The following is a 20,403-nucleotide window of genomic DNA, read 5'->3' as shown; positions in this document are numbered from 1 at the left end:
TGTCGTCCCAGCGATGAACTTATCAGGCCGCGATAATTGATTCAATCGCGCTTTTTGCATCGGTCGTTGCTTTGGCGCTGACTTCCGGACCGTAACCATAACCTTCCGCAAAGACAAAGTTAATCTCGGTCATTCCCAGGAAACCAAGGAAGACTTTCAGGTATGGGGTCAGCAGATCTGCCGGTGTATCTTTGTGGATACCACCACGGCTGGAGATAACAACGACACGTTTACCTTTGATCAGACCTTCAGGGCCGGATTCGGTATAACGGAAAGTCACTCCGGCACGGGCCACCAGGTCAAAATAGTTTTTCAGCTGAGTGGGAATGTTAAAGTTATACATTGGTGCCGCAATCACGATAACGTCATGGGCCAGCAGCTCATTGATCAGTTCGTCGGACAAAGCGGCAACCTGTTTCTGACGCTCAGATAACGGTGCATCGGAAGGACGCAGGCCACCGACCAGCTCACCATCCAGCACCGGTACTGGCTGCTCTGCCAGGTCACGAAAAGTGACAGTGTCACCTTTGGCCGTCGCCTGCTGCGCATAGAAGTCAGCCAGCTGACCTGACTGGGAATAACCGGCGAGAATACTTGACTTAAGGACCAGAACTTTACTCATTACGTTATCTTCCTGTCTTTAGGGCGGAAGTCCTTCCGCTGAATTTCAGATAATGTAAGGTGCTCAGGCATCAGATAAAAGCTGATAATTTCGAGGACTATATTCGAAAAAACTGAACAACATTATCACCCGTGTCGATGCGGAGCGATAACGGCAGTTCAGGGGATATGTTACAATGTTATATCATTGCTGATTGCCGGGGGATTTACCGTCACCGTTTACGGTCTCCGGCTGTTTTGTCATATAAAATCAAGGTAACACATTATTATGTCATCTCAGGATTTTTCACTGTTGTCTTCTCTGCGCCAGCGTCTGGAGCCTTTGATCCTGCGGGACCGCCAGCAACTCAGACGCCGGATTACTGGTGCTGAAAAGGTGAAAAACCCGCAAGCCCGTGCGGAAATAACCAGTAAGATTGAACAGGAAATCAGCGAAGCCGAAACCCGGCTGGCCCTGCGGCTGGCATCCGCGCCACAGCATATTGATTTCCCGGAAAATTTACCGGTCAGTCAGAAGCAACAGCAAATTGCAGAGGCAATCAGCAAACATCAGGTAGTGATTATTGCCGGTGAAACCGGCTCAGGCAAAACAACCCAGATCCCTAAAATTTGTCTGGCGTTAGGCCGGGGTAACCGCGGCCTGATTGGCCATACGCAGCCCCGCCGGCTGGCGGCCAGAACCGTGGCTACCCGTATCGCCGAAGAGATGAATACCCCGCTGGGCGACTATGTCGGCTATAAAGTCCGTTTCAGTGATCAGGTCGGAGAAAATACCCGCGTTAAACTGATGACTGACGGTATTCTGCTGGCAGAAATACAGCAGGACAGACTGTTACTGCAATACGACACCCTGATTATCGATGAAGCCCATGAGCGCAGCCTGAATATCGATTTTCTGCTGGGTTACCTGCGGGAACTGCTACCACGCAGGCCCGATTTGAAGGTGATTATCACCTCAGCTACCATCGATCCTCAGCGCTTTTCCCGCCATTTCAACCATGCTCCGGTCATTGAAGTTTCCGGCCGGACTTATCCTGTTGAAGTACGTTACCGGCCAGTCGCCGAAGATACCAGTGACGGTGACCGCGATCAGTTGCAGGCGATTTTTGATGCCGTCGATGAACTGATGCGTGAGGCAGCGGGTGATATTCTTATTTTTATGAGCGGTGAACGGGAAATCCGTGATACAGCCGATGCCTTAAACCGCCGTGAATTACGGCATACGGAAATCCTGCCACTCTACGCGCGGTTATCTAACGCCGAACAGAACAGGGTATTTCAGTCTCATAGCGGGCGGCGGATAGTACTGGCAACCAACGTGGCCGAAACATCGTTAACCGTGCCGGGGATTAAATACGTGATCGATCCCGGTACGGCACGTATCAGCCGCTACAGTTACCGTACCAAGGTGCAGCGTTTACCGATAGAACCTGTTTCTCAGGCTTCCGCTAATCAGCGTAAGGGACGTTGCGGACGTGTTTCCGAGGGGATTTGTATCCGTTTGTATTCGGAGCAGGACTTTATTAACCGTCCGGAGTTCACTGACCCGGAGATACTGCGTACCAACCTGGCATCGGTCATTCTGCAGATGACGGCCCTCGGGCTGGGCGATATTGCTGCTTTCCCGTTTGTTGAAGCCCCCGATAAACGTCATATCCAGGACGGTGTGCGGTTACTGGAAGAACTGGGCGGTATTCTGCCGTCAGCTGACGGTCACTATAAGCTGACCCCGCTGGGGCGGCAGCTGGCGCAGTTGCCGGTTGATCCGCGACTGGCGAGAATGGTACTGGCCGCACAGCAATTTGGCTGTGTCCGTGAAGTGATGATTATTACGGCTGCGCTGTCAATCCAGGATCCCCGCGAACGTCCGGCAGACCGCCAGCAGGCCTCTGACGAAAAACATCGCCGCTTTGCGGATAAAGACTCAGATTTTCAGGCATGGGTAAATCTGTGGAATTATCTCGGTGAACAGCAAAAGCGGCTATCCGGTAACCAGTTCCGCCGGCAGTGTAAAACCGATTATCTGAACTACCTGCGGGTACGGGAATGGCAGGATATCTATACCCAGCTGCGGCAGGTGGTAAAAGAGTTGCGGTTGCCGGTAAACAGTGAACCGGCGCCGTACCGCGAAGTGCACAGCGCGTTACTCTGTGGTCTGTTATCACATATCGGCCAAAAGGATGTTGAAAAGCAGGAATATACCGGGGCGCGTAATGCCCGTTTTTCTGTTTTCCCCGGCTCGGGCTTATTTAAAAAGCCGCCAAAATGGGTCATGGTCGCTGAACTGGTTGAAACCAGCCGTTTGTGGGGGCGTGTTGCCGCTCGCATTGAGCCGGAATGGATTGAGCCGCTGGCAAAGCATCTGCTGAAATATCATTACAGCGAGCCTCATTGGGAAAAAAGCCAGGGGGCGGTTATGGCCCTGGAAAAAGTCACCCTCTACGGATTACCGGTGATCAGCGGGCGTAAAGTGAACTATGGCAAAATTGATCCGCGCTTATCCCGCGAGTTATTTATCCGTCACGCGCTGGTGGAAGGGGACTGGCAAAGTCGTCATGCGTTCCTGAAGAATAACCGTAAGTTGCTGAATGAGGTGGAAGATCTCGAGCATAAATCACGACGCAGAGATATCCTGGTCGATGATGAAACCTTATTGACTTTCTATGACCAGCGTATTGGTCATGAGGTTGTGTCAGCGCGTCATTTTGACCAGTGGTGGAAAAACGCCAGCCAGCAGCAGCCCGATCTGCTTAACTTTGATAAGCAGATGCTGATCAAAGACGGTGCTTCACAGGTCAGTCAGCTGGATTATCCAAATTTCTGGCATCAGGATAACCTGAAACTGCGTCTCAGCTATCAGTTCGAACCGGGCACCGGCGCAGATGGCGTGACGGTACATATTCCGCTGCCGTTATTAAATCAGGTTGAGGACAGGGGATTCGAATGGCAGATTCCCGGGGTACGCCGCGAACTGGTGATCGCCTTAATTAAATCCCTGCCTAAGCCATTACGCCGTAACTTTGTGCCGGCACCAAATTATGCAGATGCATTTTTGCAACGGGTTACTGACCACAGTCAGCCACTGACCGATTGTCTGGAACGTGAATTCCGCCGGATGACCGGTGTAACAGTCACCCGCGAAGACTGGCAATGGCAGGGGGTGCCTGACCACCTGAAAATGACTTTCCGGATAGTGGATGAAAACAACCGCACCCAGGCCGAAGGTAAAGATCTGACAGCGCTTAAACAGTCACTGAAAGATAAAGTGCAGGCAACCCTTTCGGATGTCGCCGATGACGGTGTAGAACAGCAGGGGCTGCATATCTGGAGTTTTGGCGATTTACCGCAAAGTTATCAGCAGAAACGCGGTAATTATCAACTGCAGGCCTGGCCTGCGCTGGTGGATGATAAAGAGAGTGTCGCGATCCGGCTGTTTGACAGCCAGAGTGAGCAGCAGAAGCATATGTGGCGTGGTCAGCGCCGGTTGCTCTGGCTGAATATTCCGTCACCGGTGAAATATCTGCATGAAAAATTGCCAAATAAGGCCAAACTGGGACTTTATTTTAACCCTTATGGCAAGGTGCCGGAACTGATTGACGACTGTATTTCCTGTGGCATCGATAAAATGATGGCGGAACACGGCGGTCTGGTCTGGACTGAAACGGCGTTTGAGCAGCTGAAAGAGAAGGTACGTGCTGAGCTGAACGACACTGTGGTAACTATTGCGATGCAGACTGAGCAGATCCTGACGACGGTATTTCAGATCAATAAACGGCTGAAAGGGAAAGTGGATATCAGTCAGGCGCTGGCCCTGTCGGATATCAAGTCTCAGCTGGCAGGACTGATTTATCGTGGTTTTGTCACCGGTAACGGCTGGCAACATCTCGCGGATACTCTGCGTTATCTGCAGGCTATCGAGCGCCGGCTTGATAAGTTACCGGTTGATCCCCACAGTGACCGCAGCAGAATGCTGAAAATCCAGAGTATTGAGCAACAATGGCAGCAATGGCGGGGTAAATTAGCGCCGCAACAGCAGGATGATGACGATGTGGTAGCGATACGCTGGATGCTGGAAGAGCTGAGAGTGAGTCTGTTTGCCCAGCAATTGGGTACACCTTATCCGGTCTCTGAAAAGCGGATTTTACAGGCGATGGCACAGAAAAACGGCGGGTAAAAAACGCGGCAGCACAGGAGTCGCTGTGCTGCCGCGCCAGACTAGTGGGTCAGTTGCTGCAATTGCTGCAGTTTGTCATAAAAAGAGGTTACAGCAATCGCCCGGTTATCGGCACGATAACGATCTTTTGCTGCCGGAGCGGAACTCTGTACCGCAATAATCTGCCAGCCATTATCGGTCTTTAACAACAGAGGTGACCCGCTGTCACCCGGCAGGGTATCACAGCGATGGGATAATACCGCTTTTTGTGCCCAGCCAGTGATCAGACAATTCTGGTGAGCATATAAATTATCCAGATGATCGGCCGGATAACCGGCTTGTGTTACCCGCCCGCCAGTGACTTTCAGTGCTGCGATCAGGTCGGCCCGGCTGCCTGAAAACAGTGGTACCGGCTGGATGGCGGATGGCGGATTGTGAATAATCACGACTGCATAATCATAGGGTGCCGCCGCCGGTGGAACAATCCAGCCATCGCCTTCGGCTTTCAGCTTACCGGGCAGTAAAGGCTCAACCCGCGCGTCAATATCATGGATCTCGTAGCGCCAGCCGGTCGGCATCGCCATAAAACGGATGGCTACCGGAGGATCAAACTTACCCGGCGGAGTCAGCAGGCAGTGTCCGGCAGTCAGAGCTATATGCGGGGAGATCAGGGTGGCAGTACACAGATTACCGCTGTCTGTTTCCAGCTGGCCAATGGCATCCCAGGGGGCGCTGGTCACATCAGTAATCGCCTGACGATGGTCTTTGCCAAAAAACAGCGCCTTGATTTCGCTGGCATTCGGTGTGTCATCATCGTCATCATCAGCGTGCACCTGCACACTAACGCAAAATAAACTTAAAATAAGGACGGTCAGCAGGCGCATAATTCTCTCAACTGCGGGAAGTATGTAGGTTAATCATCGGATTCCGGAATGATTACTATAAGCCGTAAGATGGAAAAAAGGGAGAGATATTGCGTATTTACCGGTCTGAAGTTAAATAAAAAAGCTGGCAGCGACAACGCCGCACATAATGACTGCGACCAGAATGATTTCGAAACGATAGCGACGCACCATATTTATAACTCCGGGAAACAAACACCCGGTATAACCGGGTGTTTCTGTCACTATGACGCGAGTTCAGGAGTAATCCTGGCGGTCAGAGATTTATTTTTTTGCAGCTTTTTTAGCAACGGCTTTGTGGTGATGCTTTTTAGCAGCCTGTGCTTTCTGTGGTGCAGCTTTTTTAGCGACTGCTTTGTGGTGATGTTTTTTAGCAGCCTGCGCTTTCTGTGCAGCCGCTTTCTTAGCTACTTTTTTGTGGTGATGTTTTTTAGCAGCCTGTGCTTTCTGAGCAGCCGCTTTTTTGTGATGACGTTTTTTAGCGGTTTTCTTATGATGTTTATGAGCAACATGCTTAGCCGGAGCAGCAGGTGCCGCAGCAGGAGCGGTTGCAGCAGCAGGTGCCGCCGGGGCCGGAGTTGCAGTAGTTTCTGCAGCGAAAGCAGCAGAGGACAGACCCATAGCAGCGGCAACTACCAGTGCAAATAATTTTTTCATTGCAAATTCCTCAAATTCATTTCATTTAATAGCCCACTGCGGGGCCGGTAAAATGACTATATGAGAATATTTCGATAGTGTCCGTTGCTGAATGGTATCGCTGTGTAACCGATTGTACAAACGACACTCTGGCCGGGAAAACAACCGAGAGCAGCCGGGAAAAACAGCTGCTCTTCAACAGGTTACCCCAGATATCTCTTTTCAAGATGACGACGGAAAAACTGACTATTTAACCCTTCTCCGGTTGCTTTAGTGATCAGTTCACTGGTCGATAACCGGCTGCCATGTTGCCAGATATTTTTTTCCAGCCAGCCGAATAAAGGCTGCAGATCTCCCCGTGAAATCTGCTCCCCGAGGGCCGGCAGTTGCTGATGTGCAGAGGCAAATAACTGTGCGGCATACATCGCCCCCAGAGTATAGGTAGGGAAGTAACCAAAAGAACCATCCGTCCAGTGAATGTCCTGCATACAACCGTCTTTAAAGTTACCGCGGGTATCCAGTCCCAGGTAATGGTGCATTTTTTCATCCCACAGGGCCGGAATATCTTCAACTTCAATGATGCCGTCAATCAGTGCCTGTTCGATTTCGTAACGTAACATCACATGGGCAGGGTAACTGACTTCATCCGCATCCACGCGGATAACCCCGGGCTTCACCTGCTGTGCCAGACGAATAAAATTATCGGTTTCAAGGGCTGGCTGCGAACCAAAGGTTTCCGCAACCAGCGGCTGAATTAATTGCAGAAAGCCGGGGCTGCGTGCCAGTTGCATTTCCAGTAGCAGACTCTGTGATTCGTGGATTGCGGTTGATCTGGCCTGTGCAACCGGCAGTCCGGCAAATCTGCGCGGCAGGTTCTGTTCATAACGTGCATGGCCCGTCTCATGAATCACTCCCATCAGTGCGCTGAGAAACAGTTTTTCGTCATAGCGGGTGGTGATACGTACATCGTCGGGAACGCCACCACAAAACGGATGGGCACTGACATCAAGCCGGCCGTGATTAAAATCAAAACCCAGCAGCGCCATGACCTGCAAACCCAGTTGTTTCTGGGCCGCCTGCGGAAAAATACCTTCCGGTTGCAGAGGCAGGGCCTGCGATTGTTTGCTGACCACCTGTTGCAATAAACCCGGCAGCCATTGTTTAAGGTCAGCAAAAACAGGGTCAAGCGTCTGGCGGGTCATCCCTGGCTCATAAAGTCCGAGTAATGCATCATAGGGTGAGGTACCGCTGGCACTGGCTCTGATTTGCGCTTCGCGGCGGCTCAGGGCAACGACTTTACGCAGATTTGCAGAGAATCCGCGCCAGTCGTTTGCCGGACGCTGTGTCCGCCAGGCATGCTCACACTGGCTACCGGCAATAGCTTTCGCTTCAACCAGTTCGTCAGGCAGTAACGATGCCTGCTGCCACTGCCGGGTCATTTCATACAGGCTGGCCCGCTCATCTTCATTCAGAGACTGTTGCTGCGCGGCACTCAGTAATTCCCCGACCTGTTTACCGGTCAGTAACTGATGACGTAATACGCTCAGCTCCGCTAAGGCCTCTCCGCGGGCTCTGCTGCCCCCGGCAGGCATCATGGTCTGCATATCCCAGCCGGCAACCGCCGATAAATGGTCAAACCGCGATATACGGCGAAAAATCTGACATAACTGCTGATAAGCATCGGTATTCATATTACTCCTTGCGGGGGCTGACGGAAGAAATAGCTTTACCGGCGGTCGGTGGTGTTACCGGCCAGCAAAATCTGACACTGGCGCCGCCTAACGGGCTGCTGTCAATGGTGACGGTACCACGGAATGCCTGGGCAATAGAATGGACAATTGCCAGTCCGAGCCCGCATCCGCCGGTCGCCCGGTCACGGCTGGGGTCAAGACGGACAAAGGGTTCGAAAACATGTTCCCGTTCTTCCGCCGGGATACCCGGACCATCATCTTCAACCTGTAACAGACCATTATTACCGTCAAACCACAGGCTGATCCGCATCCGCTGCGTGGCATAACGTAAACCATTATTCACCAGATTATCCAGTACCCGCTCCATCAGGCGCAGATCAGCATAGCCCTGGTTTTCCTGCTGAGGAATATCCAGTTCGACCAGATGGCCGGGGTTCAGCGAGCGGACATCATCCACACGCTCCGCCAGCCAGCGGGCCAAATCAAACTGCTGTAACTTCATATCAACTTTCGGACGGTCGAGACGGGCATAGGTCAGTAGTTCCTCGATGAGTCCTTCCAGCTGACTGATATCCCGGTTCAGGGCCGCCGCTTCGTTATCACTCAGGTTGTCGCTCATCTCCAGCCGGTAGCGCAGTCTGACCAGCGGCGTACGCAGTTCATGGGCAATACCATCGATCAACTGTTTCTTGCTGGCAACCAGCACTTTTATATTTTCTGCCATCTGGTTAAAGGCAATACCCAGCCGGTACAGGCTTGAGGTGTTATCAAAGTGGGTACGGGAATCCAGATCACCCTGGCCGAAACGCTGTGCGGCACGTTCAAGGCGCTGCATCTCTTTCCAGTGGGGCCGCATCCAGATAAACACCGGGAATGCCAGCGACATCCCGATAAAAGCCAGCAGACCAATATCCAGTAACCGCATCTGGTGCAGATAAAACAGGTAAGGAATAGGGCCGACCGACAGAACATAGTGGCTGCGGGGGATATGCTGTAAAAAGGTATATTGATCGTCCAGCGCGACTATCTCTCCGGCGCGTAACCGCCGCATATCGTCGGCCCCTAACTGATAGCGGGTAATGGGCTCAATATGCAGTTTAAAGGAGAGGTTTAAATCAAGATTATCTATCGTTTTATTCCAGTCTTTTGGCGGAATTTCACGTAATTCGCTGCGCATCAGGTACAGTGAGCTGGCCATCAGGTCATTCATCGACTGGCGGCCGGCACGTTCGGCGGTCATTTTATACACCAGGCCAACCAGCAGGGTCATGACCAGAAAACAGGCGAAGAGCAGCAGATAGAACTGGATAAACAGTTTTTTCATTCGGAATGGGTATCCCAGGCCTGAGGCGCGAACAGATAACCTTTATTACGGATGGTTTTTATCCTGAAAGGCTCGGTGGCATTGTCATGCAGTTTTTTACGTAACCTGGAGATAGCCACATCAATACTGCGATCCATGCCGTCGTAGCTGACACCACGCAGGGTTTTCAATAGTGCATCACGGTTGAGGATCTGTCCGGCATGGCTGGCCAGTTCCCGGAGTAAATCAAAATCCGCGGTCGACAACGGGATCGGCTCTTCTGCCAGAGTCACTTCCCGGTTCAGCATATCAATCGTCAGACTGCCGAAACGGATCAGCCGGGCCGGTGCAGTACCGGAAGCTAATTCTTCGTTGCTGCTGTTTTGCTGTGACTGACGCAGGTGCAGACGCAGTCTGGCGAGTAACACCGCCGGCGGGGTGGTTTTCAGAATATAATCGTTGGCACCCATTTCCAGCGCCAGAATATGGTTCATATCACTGTCCAGCGAAGTCAGCAATACAATCGGGCCGTGCCAGCGTGTACGCAGGTCACGACACAGGGTCATACCGTCTTTGCCGGGCAGCATAATGTCCAGCATCACCAGTTCGGGCTGTTCGCGGATAATCGTTTCTTCAGCCCGATCGCCGCGGGTTTCAACCACCACATCGAAATCATGTTTGCTAAGGTAAGCGGCGATCAATTCACCAACTTCAGGTTCATCTTCTACGTAAACTATTTTATTCATAATTAACAATAATTATTTATATTTAACAACAAAGTAACCCGGAACAGTCATCACCGTTACGTTATCATGAAAAAGGCATCTGTTGCTGGTATATACCCTATATAATATGCCATTATAATCCGCGGAAATATGAGTTTCCTAAGGATCGTGCTAACAGGGGGAGTTTGAGTGTCTGATGATAAATTGACTTCAGGCGCGGATAACCGGCGCATTTGCTTCAATTACAGTGATTTTCTGTCGGCATCCTGTAAGAAGCACTGGAGTTTTGTGGATGCTATCTATGGTGTTCTGCCTATTTTCGGTATGGTGACGCGTAAAACTGCGCGCAACATTAACGGAATGACTAACGATGCAGAACATTTTAAGGCTATGGCGCTGCAGATAATTTCTACTCAGGTCAGCGATGAAATTAATATCGCCCGACTGATTGCCCTTGCTGAACAGCAAAAAATTATCAGTTTTGAAATCCAGCTTCCTTATCCTCTTTCAGAACATCAGCTGGCGGGTATTTATGATGAATATCGTAAGCCGCTGACACTCAGGCAGGATGATGACTGCCTGAGGATCGCCTTACCCTGATATAAAAACGGCTGGCCTGTCAGGCCAGCATCAGTTTTATTCCTGTCGCCAGCGCCAGTAACAAGATTAATCCGGTCAGTGAATACTCTTTACGGGTCAGTTTCATCGGTTGCGGAGCGGTATAACGCGCAAAGATAAATACCAGCAAGCCCGGGGCATACAGCATTACAGACATTAATAAATTTTCCGGCCCGGACGCATACAGCAGCCAGAGACCATAAACTGAGGCACCCAGCCCGATCAGCCACGGGGCTGACATCCCTTTATGGTGAACGGTTTTAATTAAAAACAGTCCTACCAGTAAATAGGGAACCAGCACCATTTCAGAAGCGATGGTCAGCAGAGTCCCGTAACCGGCATGGGTGATACCAATAATCAGCAGGCAGGCCTGTACACAGCCGTTAGTCAGCCACAGTGAGGCGGCAGGGGCTTCATGCCGGTTTTGCCGGCTGATAATCCGTGGAAAGGCGTCTGTTTTGGCGGCCAGAAACGGGATCTCGGCAGCCATAATTGTCCAGCTGAGGTAAGCACCTGATACGGAAAGTACCAGCCCGGAAACAATGACGACAGTGCCCCAGGGGCCGATAATGGTTGCCAGTAATCCGGCCATCGACGGGTTATGCATTGCTGCCAGCTGCTCGCGGGGCACGATGCCTAGCGACAACAGTGTCACCAGCAGATAGACGACCAATGCTGCCACAACGGCCCATAATGTTGCGCGGCCCACATCACGGCGGTGGCTTGCCCTGGCAGAAATAACCACCGCCCCCTCAACCCCGATAAACACCCACAGGGTAATCAGCATGGTTTGTTTTACCTGCGACCATAATGGCTGGTGAAGCGTCAGTCCGCTGAAATCATAACTGAAGTTTTCCATCCGGAAGGCGACGATGGCCATAATAATGAACAGACACAGGGGGATCAGTTTACCGAGGGTCGCCAGCACATTGATACTGGCTGCAGTTTGTACACCGCGCAAGACCAGGAAATGGATCATCCATAACAGTAACGAGGCGCCCGCCACTGCCGGCCAGGTATTGCCTTCACCAAACAGGGTATGGTCCGGAGAATCCGTAAAAAAACTTAATGCAGAAAAAACGATCACCAGGTACGACACATTGGCGATCACAGCACACAGCCAGTAGCCCCACGCAGAACAAAAACCGATAACTTCCCCAAACCCGTCACGGGCATAGGTGAAAATACCGCCATCGAGATCAGGGCGTAACCGGCTGAGTAATAACATTGCCAGTGCCAGAAAAATGATCCCGACCCCGGTGATTAGCCAGCCGCATAACAGCGCCGCAGGACCTGCTACTGCTGCCATATTCTGTGGCAGACTGAATACCCCTGCGCCAAGCATTGAACTCAACACCAGAGCTGTCAGTGCCGCGAACCCTAATTTTTTTTGAGACATGTCGTTCCTGCATTTACATTCAGCGGTTCGCGCTGAATTGTGTTTAAAACCAGCAGAAGCTGCTGAGATAGTAAAATTGGCTGAGATTTTTCACCAGAATAACAGGCCGGTGATTCTACGGAGTGGCAGGGGGTAACGCAATCTGTAAAGCGGGGAAAAACAGGCCGCAGCACAGAACACGGGTAACAAAATATTACCCGTGCCTGAGGGGATCCGGACTTACTTAAATAATTCTGCAGTAACGGTCAGATTACCGCCGCTCTGGTTTTGCCACTGGCGGGTAATATGGTAAAACTTCGCGCCTTTATCAGCCGCCCGACGGGCGATGGCGTCAGAAATTTCCGTCGGGGTGCCGAAGTGGTCAGTGATGGTAACAGTAGTAAACGGCGTCATCTGTGCGGCGGTAATCGCACTCAGTTCCTGAACTGACGTACCGTCTGGCAGTTTGACCGTATAACGCTGGCCGGTACTGGTCTGGGTTTCGAAGAAACGACCGATATTTCTGTCCGGCGTGTCAGAAGAGGCCACTCCCGGAATTTCCACTTTGGCTGCCGCGGCGCCGCCTGCGGCTAATGCGGCTTTACCGGCTGCAGAGTTCGCCGGGATAGCATCAGGGCTTTGTACCTGACGCTGTCTGGCATCGGCCTTATAAACATAGGCGGTGACAAACTGATTGCCACCATTGTTGGCATCAATCTGACGGACAATAAAGAAAGAGGCTGCGTTTTTGTCTTTGGCGGCACGGGAGATGGCATCCACGACATCAGGCTGGCTCGGGAAGTAGCCGCTGACAGAAACCGTATCAAAAGGCTCTAAACGGTAGGCGACATTTTTAGGCAGCTGAGCAACGCCATTGTACTTACGGTAGTCGGTATTTTTAACCACTTCCGGCGCATCTTTATGGTAAAGGTCGGCGGTGACGCGCCAGTTACCACTATTACCCGTGGCATCGTTTACGCCCTGAATATAATAGGCGGCGGCACCCAGTTCATCGGCACGCTTTGAGATCGCGGCACTGGCATCAATCAGAGAATTAAAACGGCCATTAATATTAATACGTTTGAAGGGCTGTAATGCTGCTGCTTTTTCTGGCGCCAGCTCCTGGGCTGCAAACGCATTAACAGCAGTAACGGAGAAAAGAGCTGCTGCTAAAAAAGTGTTCTTAAGCTTCATAAAAATAATCCTTCGCCTTGCTCAAAAAAGAGTACGAAATCGTCCCGGACGTTGATGTGTAACCTGTTTGTGGTTGATTATTACATGTAAAAATTGTGCTGTCTCAGCCAATTTATGCATTTATCCTGCCAGCGATAAAAAAAGCAGATTCCGGAGATTGCGGCATTTTTATGACAATCAGATGACAGAAAATTCAGGGCAGGATGTCGGATGGCGGGCAGGTCGCTGCAGATCAGATAACCCCCCTGTGTCTGCACAGGGGGAAGGCATTAGTCGTCTTCGGCATCATCCTCTTCGTCTTCCGCTTCTGCTAAGACGAAATCATCAGGTTTGAATACCAGTAAGTCGCAGCGCAGATGATCGATCACCTGTTCTGCGGTATTGCCCAGAAATGCGGCTGACAGCCCGGTACGGCCGATGGTACCCAAAACCACCACCCCCGCGTCCAGGGTATTTGCCAGCCCGGGAATAACCTCTTCAGGCTCGCCTTTATCGACATGGGTAAATTCATCACCAATCGAGAAGGTCTGGCGTAATGTTTTCATCGCAATCAGATACTGACCGCGGATGGCATCATTATAGGTTTGCGGGTCAAAATCAGGCAGCTCAATTGCGATATTTACCGGTGTCAGAGGATAAGCCCCCACCAGATGTACTTCCGTATGATTGACCATATCAGCCAGTAACTGACTCTCACGCACCAGTTTATGATTAAGGGCATCATGGCCGGGGTCTTCGCTGGCAAGGTTCACCGCCACCAGTGCCTTGCCTTTTTCCGGCCAGGGCTGATCCTTAACCATCCAGACAGGAGAAGGGCATTTACGCAGGATATGCCAGTCAGTCGGTGTAAAGATCACAGACTCCAGCCGGTCATACTGGTGGGCCATTTTCAGGACCAAATCGTGCTGATGCTGTGATACTTCCTGAATAATGGCCTCATGGGGGCGATTGTGCCATACCACCTTGATATCAATATTTACACCGGCATCAATATACGCCTTTGCCTGATGACGGATCCATTCCGTGCGCTGATCAATGACACCCTGACGCATACTGGCCCGCTCATCGGGGGACAGTAAGGTCGTCATTTCGTAGGAAAAGTCATAGATAGGGAGAAATGCTTTTATTTTACCGCCAATGCGCTGGTTCAGATAGACGGCCCGCCGCAATGCGGGCTGGTCGTCCTGCTCTGCATCAACAGCCACGAGGATATTCTGATATCTGGACATTCTGACATCTCCTTGTAAAAGCCTGAGGATTTAAAGATAGCCTGGCTTAGATGGCGGGAGAAGGAAAAATTAAAAAACCGGAAACTGACGGTCGTTTTACCGTACGGTTCCGGTTATCCCGGGCTCAGGGACTGCAGGGGGAGGTTTGTCCTGCCAGCTCAGTCAGCATCTGGTGATTTTCGATGGTGATATATTTACCTTTGACTGCCAGCATACCGCTTTTCTGAAAACGCCCCAGCAGACGGCTGATGGTCTCGACTGTCAGTCCCAGATAGTTACCGATATCGCCGCGGGTCATGGTCAGACGGAATTCACGCTGTGAAAAGCCGCGCTGGGCAAAACGGCGAGACAGGTTCCAGATAAAGGCAGCCAGACGTTCTTCGGCGCTCTTTTTCGACAGCAGCAGGATCATGTCCTGGTCACTTTTGATTTCACCGCTCATCAGACGCATCATTTGCTGGCGCAGGGCCGGCATTTTTCCGGACAGGTCATCGAGGGTGTCAAAAGGAATTTCGCATACCATTGAGGTTTCAAGGGCCTGAGCGAAGCTCGGATGATGACTGCTGATAATAGCATCGAAACCGACAAGGTCACCGGCCAGATGAAAACCGGTAATTTGCTCATCGCCCTGTTCGGTAATGGTATAGCTTTTCAGGGTACCGGAACGAATTGCATAAAGTGATTTTAATTCATCTCCTGCTTTAAAAAGGGATTGTCCTTTCTGAATTGGTTTTTTACGCTCAATAATATTATCCAGTTGATCCAATTCATGTTCATTAAGAGTGAAGGGGATACATAGCTGGTTAATACTGCAGTCCTGACAATGAATTGCACAACCGCCAGATTGAACGCGACGAATAATCCTTTTTTCTGGAATCATAATTCAGTTCCGGTAGTGGTTAACTGGCCATAATTTTAACATTTTTCGCGAAGAAAAACAGGTTTACACGCAGGTGCTTATGAAAAAATTTTATAATTTAAAATTTATATTTAAATAAGGTATAAATTCATCAGCTTACTGAAGGCGAGTATAAACTACTTTGTTACCACAGGATAAGTGTGGTTATGCAATTCGTGCCAATTGTGATACAGATTCAGATTTTACTCAGGCATAACACGATCACCCTCGGCGGTATCTCAGAAAAAATACGCAGGATCTATTGCGTTATCACGTATCTGCGTAACACTTAAACCGTGTCTGTTAATTTTCAAGGGGCGAGTATGAGCGGTAAATATGACGTTTTCCGGGGGAAAGACCAGCAGTATTATTTCCATCTCAAGGCAGCAAATGGGGAAGTTATTCTCAGCAGTGAAGGCTATAAAGAGAAGAGCGGCTGCCTGAACGGGATAATATCGGTACAGAAAAACAGTGCTGACGATCATAACTATCAGCGTCTGACCGCTAAAAATGGTGCACCTTATTTCACTCTGAAAGCACAAAATCATCAGGTTATTGGTTGCAGCGAAATGTACAGCACTGTGGCAGCGCGGGAGAAAGGCATTGAATCGGTGAAAAAAAATGGTCCGGACAGCCCGGTAACGGAACTGTCCGCAGAGTAACTTCCGCTCAAATCCCCGGCGTACCGGGGATAGCATTACAGGTTAGAGCGTAATTCAGGGTATTTTTTCAGGCCGTACAGGCACCAGCCCAGACTGACCAGGGCAAATGCGGCACCCACATACCCGACCAGCCCCATACCCAGATGGCTGCTGACCTGATTACCAATCAATGCCCCGGCGCCGATACCAATATTATAAATCCCTGACATCAGAGACATCGCAACATCTGTTGCATCCGGTGCCAGAGACAGCACCCGCACCTGCATCGACAGGTTAATCAGCATCATGGCGATCCCCCAGACAATGCACACAGTAATGATACTGCCCGGGTGGGTGGCGGTAACCAGCAATAATCCCATACACAGCATAATCGCGGTAATTGCACCGGCTAACAGTGATGAAGGGAAGTGTTTACCCAGTGACGAGAACAGCACACTGCCAAAGATACCGGCTGCGCCAAACAGTAATAACAACAGGGTCGTGAAGTTTTCACCCTGTTGTGCCAGCTGTTGCATAAACGGTTCGATATAGCTGTAAGCCGTATAATGGGCGGTGACGACCAGGGTCACCAGCAAATACATGCTCATCAGCGCCGGGCGGCGCATCAGCAGCGGCAGGCTACTCAGGGAACCCGTATGTTCACTTGGTAATTTCGGCAACAGTTTTATCAGCATAACCATCAGCACCAGTGATGAGATAGCGATAATACCGAAGGTGGAGCGCCAGCCCATAGTCTGACCAATAATCCGGCCAAGGGGAACACCTAACACCATTGCCAGTGCTGTACCGGTGGCAATCATACTCAGTGCCTGGGTTTTCTTGCCCGGCGGTGCAATCCGGATAGCCAGTGAGGCGTTGATCGACCAGAAAACAGCGTGGGTGATGGCAATACCGACCCTGGAGACCAGCAGTGCGTTAAAATCCCAGGCGAAGGCTGACAACAGATGGCTGGCCGTAAACAGTACCAGCAGGATCACCAGCAAAAAGCGGCGCTCGATATTGCGGGTCAGCAGCATCAGCGGTAATGACAGCAAGGCGACGCACCAGGCATAGATGGTCAGCATAATCCCTACATCAGCCGTTTTCATATTGAAACTGGCACCGATATCCGACAACAGCCCGACGGGGACAAACTCGGTGGTATTGAAGATGAAGGCAGCCACCGCCATCAGCAGCACTCTTAACCATGCTACTTTACGTGAGCCTGGCGGGTTATATTGCGGGTCTTCTGGCTGGCAGGAAGATTCAGCTATCATAAAAAGGCTTTTTCCTTGGCGTTAGGTGATCTCAATCACATTATTCGCGTATTGTGACGAATTTGAACACAGGATTAAACCTTTAATTAGTCTGATAAACAGAATGCAGATGTTTATGGGTGCGGCGGAACTCTGCGTGATGGCAGCATCCTGCGCAGAGTGTTATCCCGCAGTAAAAAATGATGGATAATGGCGGCCAGCGCATGTAACCCAATCAGCCAGTAGCCCGCATCTGCCAGGGTTTCATGCCAGCGGATGATTTGACGACTGAGGCCGGGGTCAGGGCGGGTGGTGACCGGCATCAGTATGCCAAACAACGGCCACGGCTGGCCACGCAGATAGCGCGACGCGACTCCCATCACCGGTAATGACAGGAATAACAGATATAACAACTGATGTACCGCAGAAGATAGACGGTGCTGCCATTGTCTTGCCAGTGACAGTGGCGGAGGGGCCGGATAGCGCAAGCGCAGTAACAGCCGCAGACAAATCACCGCAAAGACCAGAACACCGCAACTGAAATGGGTCATTATCACCATCTTACCTTGCCAGGAACCACGTACTGCCAGCCCGCGCAGTTCAATAGTCCCGTAAACAATAATCAGCAGCACTAATGTCAGCCAGTGCAGACGGATCTGCCAGCGGTGATAGGTTGTATATGTACAATCTGGCATGGTGTTCTCCGTGACGGATCGGCGCGGGTCATCGAGTGATGGTTGTTACCGGCAGAGACTGTTGTGGCAAGTATAGAGACTATTACAATCAGGCTAAAATATTCTTACGAATATATACAATCGGAGGTAAGGTGACAGCAGCAGGCGTACCGGTATCCGCACACGGATACCGGTAAAAAGCAATTAGCGGGCAGGTTGCAGGCGGTTCATCAGTTTATAACCGACGCATAATGCCAGTATCAGCAGCACCGAGATAAACCCGACAACGCCTGTCCAGCCAAAATGGCGCCAGAAAATCCCCCCGGAAGTCCCGGCCACACTGGAACCAAGGTAATAGCAGAACAGATACATTGATGACGCCTGGCCTTTGGCCCGCCGGGCCCGCACCCCAATCCAGCTGCTGGCAATCGAGTGGGCGGCAAAGAATCCGCCGGTAAACATCAGCAGTCCCGGCAGGATCAGCCAGACCGAGGAGAACAGGGAGACAAGCACCCCGGCCAGCATCAGACTGACGGAAAACAAAAATACCGGGCCGCGGCCAAACCGGACGCTCATCGCACCGGCTTTCGGAGAACTCCATGAACCGGCGAGGTAAACCACCGAAATTAACCCGACGGTTGCCTGACTCATGGAGTACGGTGCGTGCAGCAGCCGATAACCAATATAGTTAAACAGAGTGACGAAAGCCCCCATCACCAGGAAGCCGATAATAAACAGCAGGGGCAAGCCTTTATCGCGGAAATGCAGGCGGAAGTTAATCAGCAATGCTTTAGGCCGCAGACGTACCGGCCTGAAATGGCGTGATTCCGGTAAAATTTTCCAGAACATAAATGCGGCAGCCAGCGCGCAGCAACCAATACTGAGAATAGCCACTCGCCAGTTAAAGAAATCGGTGATCACGCCGGTCAGTAAACGTCCGCTCATCCCGCCGATAGAATTACCACTGATATATAACCCCATCGTAAAAGCCAGTACGCCGGGGTGAATTTCTTCGCTCAGATAGGTCATTGCCACAGCCGCAACCCCGCTGAGAGACAAGCCAATTAAGGCCCGCATAATCAGGATCCCGGTCCAGTCGGACATCATGCCGGACGCCAGGGTACAGCAGGCTGCAAGCAGCAATGCACCAACCATCATTGATTTCCGGCCAATGGCATCAGAAATAGCGCCGGTAATTAACAGGCCGAATGCCATACAGGCGGTGGAGATTGACAGGGAGACCGAGCTCATTGCGGGGGAGATATTAAACTGATGGGAAAGCACCGGTAATACGGGCTGTACGCAATAGAGCTGAGCAAAGGTGGCAAGGCCGGCAGAAAAAAGAGCAATAGTGACCTGAATAAAAGAAGGGGTGCCGCGGGTAATAAAGGGTGATTTACTCCGGCGTTGGGCAGGACTCTCTTCTTCCGCCAGCGGAAGAGTTGTCGCCCGGGACGTGCTGTTCATGAACATTCCTCAGTGATTGGTGTGCGCTAACTCTAGGAAAAGGTTAATAAGTTGTCTAATATATTAATAATCTCAAATAAGATAATTAACATATGAATATCGAGCTGAGGCACTTACGTTACTTTATTGCGGTGGCAGAAGAACTGCATTTCGGGCGGGCAGCAACAAGACTTAATATCTCCCAGCCTCCTCTGAGCCAGCAAATTCGCCAGCTGGAGGAAGCGATAGATGCAAGGTTATTCGCCAGAAACAATCGCCGTGTCGAACTGACCCCGGCCGGAAAACAGTTTCTCAGTGATGCAAGGGCGATACTGGCTCAGGTGGCGCAGGCCAGTGAGCGGGCATCACGCCTGCATTACGGTGACAGCGGAGAACTACGGCTTGGTTTTACGTCATCGGCGCCGCTGATAAAAAAAATATCCGAGGCGGTATACCGTTATCGTCTGACATATCCTGATGTGCACCTGCATATGCAGGAAATGAACAGCCGCCAGTTACTGCTTCCGTTACAGGAAGGGCGTATTGACCTGGCGATTATGAGAAATACGGCTCTGCCTGATGATCTGCAATATCGTTTACTGCAGAAAGAATCCATGTATGCGGTAGTGCATAAGGACCACCGGCTGGCCGGACAACGGCAGGTGTCGATTCGGCAATTGCGTGATGAGCCTTTTGTTTTCTTCGATCATCAGGGCGGTACGGCACTTTACAGTGAGATACTCGGTCTGTTACTGAGAAACCAGATAACGCCGAATATTACCCTTGAGGTTGAAGATGCGGTAGCAATCCTCGGGTTAGTAGCCACCGGGCTGGGGGTTTCTATTCTGCCTGCCTCTTTTCGCCGCGCGAAACTCAGTGAAGTGGTGTGGCTGGAACTCAGCGAGGCTGATGCCCGTACCGAAGTATGGATGGTCTGGTCTGCCCAGCGACAAACAACCGCAACCCTGCAGCATATGCTCGACCTGATGTCACCGGTTAACGGTTTGTGAAAAATCTTGTGTGAAGCCAGTCACATTA

At 51.1% G+C, this 20,403-nt stretch carries 17 protein-coding genes; 4 read left to right on the top strand and 13 right to left on the bottom strand.

The features are described from left to right. Positions 1–22 precede the first annotated feature (22 nt). Positions 23–622, bottom strand: a complete 600-nt coding sequence (locus JK216_RS00695) for an FMN-dependent NADH-azoreductase (protein ID WP_212710580.1) — start codon at positions 620–622, stop codon at positions 23–25. Between the two features lie 267 nt (positions 623–889). Here JK216_RS00695 and hrpA point away from each other — a divergent pair, with 267 nt between their 5' ends. After that, positions 890–4,795 carry an ATP-dependent RNA helicase HrpA gene (gene hrpA, locus JK216_RS00690; RefSeq protein ID WP_212711679.1) on the top strand — a complete coding sequence of 1,302 codons (3,906 nt, stop codon included), beginning with the start codon at positions 890–892 and terminating at the stop codon, positions 4,793–4,795. 41 nt (positions 4,796–4,836) lie between these two features. Here the strand turns inward: hrpA and JK216_RS00685 are convergent, their stop codons facing one another. From JK216_RS00685 to rstA, 5 genes are all read right to left on the bottom strand, one after another. After that, positions 4,837–5,658 carry a serine protease gene (locus JK216_RS00685; RefSeq protein WP_212711680.1) on the bottom strand — a complete coding sequence of 274 codons (822 nt, stop codon included), beginning with the start codon at positions 5,656–5,658 and terminating at the stop codon, positions 4,837–4,839. Positions 5,659–5,940: 282 nt separating this feature from the next. Further along, positions 5,941–6,333 carry an acid resistance repetitive basic protein Asr gene (gene asr / locus JK216_RS00680; RefSeq protein WP_212707801.1) on the bottom strand — a complete coding sequence of 131 codons (393 nt, stop codon included), beginning with the start codon at positions 6,331–6,333 and terminating at the stop codon, positions 5,941–5,943. Between the two features lie 182 nt (positions 6,334–6,515). Continuing rightward, positions 6,516–8,003 carry a carboxypeptidase M32 gene (locus tag JK216_RS00675; protein WP_212711681.1) on the bottom strand — a complete coding sequence of 496 codons (1,488 nt, stop codon included), beginning with the start codon at positions 8,001–8,003 and terminating at the stop codon, positions 6,516–6,518. A gap of 1 nt (position 8,004) precedes the next feature. Beyond that, complete coding sequence (gene rstB / locus JK216_RS00670; RefSeq protein WP_212707799.1) at positions 8,005–9,327, bottom strand: two-component system sensor histidine kinase RstB; 1,323 nt, start codon at positions 9,325–9,327, stop codon at positions 8,005–8,007. Continuing rightward, a complete protein-coding gene (rstA, locus tag JK216_RS00665; RefSeq protein WP_212707798.1) occupies positions 9,324–10,052 on the bottom strand; it encodes a two-component system response regulator RstA in 729 nt (242 codons plus the stop codon). The genes rstB and rstA overlap by 4 nt, the downstream gene beginning before the upstream one ends. A gap of 168 nt (positions 10,053–10,220) precedes the next feature. On the opposite strand from rstA, the gene JK216_RS00660 reads away from it, so the two are divergent. Next, positions 10,221–10,631, top strand: coding sequence for a hypothetical protein (locus JK216_RS00660; protein ID WP_212707797.1), 411 nt, complete (start codon positions 10,221–10,223; stop codon positions 10,629–10,631). Positions 10,632–10,650: 19 nt separating this feature from the next. Here JK216_RS00660 and JK216_RS00655 read toward each other — a convergent pair whose 3' ends face one another. From JK216_RS00655 to JK216_RS00640, 4 genes are all read right to left on the bottom strand, one after another. Beyond that, positions 10,651–12,048: a basic amino acid/polyamine antiporter gene (locus tag JK216_RS00655; protein ID WP_212711682.1), complete on the bottom strand. Its 1,398-nt coding sequence runs from the start codon at positions 12,046–12,048 to the stop codon at positions 10,651–10,653. A 219-nt stretch (positions 12,049–12,267) separates the two neighbouring features. Beyond that, positions 12,268–13,221, bottom strand: a complete 954-nt coding sequence (gene ydgH / locus JK216_RS00650; protein ID WP_212707795.1) for a DUF1471 family protein YdgH — start codon at positions 13,219–13,221, stop codon at positions 12,268–12,270. Positions 13,222–13,490: 269 nt separating this feature from the next. After that, a complete protein-coding gene (gene uspE, locus JK216_RS00645; protein WP_212710578.1) occupies positions 13,491–14,450 on the bottom strand; it encodes a universal stress protein UspE in 960 nt (319 codons plus the stop codon). A gap of 124 nt (positions 14,451–14,574) precedes the next feature. Then, entirely contained in the window at positions 14,575–15,330 is a 756-nt protein-coding gene (locus JK216_RS00640; protein ID WP_212707793.1) for an FNR family transcription factor, read from the bottom strand. 341 nt (positions 15,331–15,671) lie between these two features. On the opposite strand from JK216_RS00640, the gene JK216_RS00635 reads away from it, so the two are divergent. After that, on the top strand, positions 15,672–16,010 hold the full coding sequence (locus tag JK216_RS00635) for a YegP family protein (RefSeq protein WP_212707792.1): 339 nt from the start codon (positions 15,672–15,674) through the stop codon (positions 16,008–16,010). Between the two features lie 35 nt (positions 16,011–16,045). On the opposite strand, the gene JK216_RS00630 is transcribed toward JK216_RS00635, so the two are convergent. From JK216_RS00630 to JK216_RS00620, 3 genes are all read right to left on the bottom strand, one after another. Then, entirely contained in the window at positions 16,046–17,266 is a 1,221-nt protein-coding gene (locus JK216_RS00630; RefSeq protein ID WP_212707791.1) for a sugar transporter, read from the bottom strand. A gap of 113 nt (positions 17,267–17,379) precedes the next feature. After that, positions 17,380–17,940, bottom strand: coding sequence for a cytochrome b (locus JK216_RS00625; protein ID WP_212711683.1), 561 nt, complete (start codon positions 17,938–17,940; stop codon positions 17,380–17,382). A 183-nt stretch (positions 17,941–18,123) separates the two neighbouring features. Next, positions 18,124–19,386, bottom strand: coding sequence for an MFS transporter (locus JK216_RS00620; RefSeq protein WP_212710576.1), 1,263 nt, complete (start codon positions 19,384–19,386; stop codon positions 18,124–18,126). Positions 19,387–19,478: 92 nt separating this feature from the next. Here JK216_RS00620 and JK216_RS00615 point away from each other — a divergent pair, with 92 nt between their 5' ends. Then, positions 19,479–20,375 (top strand): LysR family transcriptional regulator, encoded by an 897-nt coding sequence (locus tag JK216_RS00615; RefSeq protein ID WP_212707788.1) that lies wholly within the window; start codon positions 19,479–19,481, stop codon positions 20,373–20,375. The last annotated feature ends 28 nt before the right edge of the window (positions 20,376–20,403 follow it).

This window comes from Tatumella sp. JGM94, from assembly GCF_018257595.1.
Classification (GTDB): Bacteria; Pseudomonadota; Gammaproteobacteria; order Enterobacterales; family Enterobacteriaceae; genus Tatumella; species Tatumella punctata.
This window is presented reverse-complemented; position numbering and strand designations above follow the sequence as displayed.

What these genes read in the sequence shown, in the direction of transcription:
- JK216_RS00695 (WP_212710580.1), bottom strand. Translation starts at nt 622, where the DNA reads ATGAGTAAAGTTCTGGTCCTTAAGTCAAGTATTCTCGCCGGTTATTCC.
- hrpA (WP_212711679.1), top strand. Translation starts at nt 890, where the DNA reads ATGTCATCTCAGGATTTTTCACTGTTGTCTTCTCTGCGCCAGCGTCTG.
- JK216_RS00685 (WP_212711680.1), bottom strand. Translation starts at nt 5,658, where the DNA reads ATGCGCCTGCTGACCGTCCTTATTTTAAGTTTATTTTGCGTTAGTGTG.
- asr (WP_212707801.1), bottom strand. Translation starts at nt 6,333, where the DNA reads ATGAAAAAATTATTTGCACTGGTAGTTGCCGCTGCTATGGGTCTGTCC.
- JK216_RS00675 (WP_212711681.1), bottom strand. Translation starts at nt 8,003, where the DNA reads ATGAATACCGATGCTTATCAGCAGTTATGTCAGATTTTTCGCCGTATA.
- rstB (WP_212707799.1), bottom strand. Translation starts at nt 9,327, where the DNA reads ATGAAAAAACTGTTTATCCAGTTCTATCTGCTGCTCTTCGCCTGTTTT.
- rstA (WP_212707798.1), bottom strand. Translation starts at nt 10,052, where the DNA reads ATGAATAAAATAGTTTACGTAGAAGATGAACCTGAAGTTGGTGAATTG.
- JK216_RS00655 (WP_212711682.1), bottom strand. Translation starts at nt 12,048, where the DNA reads ATGTCTCAAAAAAAATTAGGGTTCGCGGCACTGACAGCTCTGGTGTTG.
- ydgH (WP_212707795.1), bottom strand. Translation starts at nt 13,221, where the DNA reads ATGAAGCTTAAGAACACTTTTTTAGCAGCAGCTCTTTTCTCCGTTACT.
- uspE (WP_212710578.1), bottom strand. Translation starts at nt 14,450, where the DNA reads ATGTCCAGATATCAGAATATCCTCGTGGCTGTTGATGCAGAGCAGGAC.
- JK216_RS00640 (WP_212707793.1), bottom strand. Translation starts at nt 15,330, where the DNA reads ATGATTCCAGAAAAAAGGATTATTCGTCGCGTTCAATCTGGCGGTTGT.
- JK216_RS00635 (WP_212707792.1), top strand. Translation starts at nt 15,672, where the DNA reads ATGAGCGGTAAATATGACGTTTTCCGGGGGAAAGACCAGCAGTATTAT.
- JK216_RS00630 (WP_212707791.1), bottom strand. Translation starts at nt 17,266, where the DNA reads ATGATAGCTGAATCTTCCTGCCAGCCAGAAGACCCGCAATATAACCCG.
- JK216_RS00625 (WP_212711683.1), bottom strand. Translation starts at nt 17,940, where the DNA reads ATGCCAGATTGTACATATACAACCTATCACCGCTGGCAGATCCGTCTG.
- JK216_RS00620 (WP_212710576.1), bottom strand. Translation starts at nt 19,386, where the DNA reads ATGAACAGCACGTCCCGGGCGACAACTCTTCCGCTGGCGGAAGAAGAG.
- JK216_RS00615 (WP_212707788.1), top strand. Translation starts at nt 19,479, where the DNA reads ATGAATATCGAGCTGAGGCACTTACGTTACTTTATTGCGGTGGCAGAA.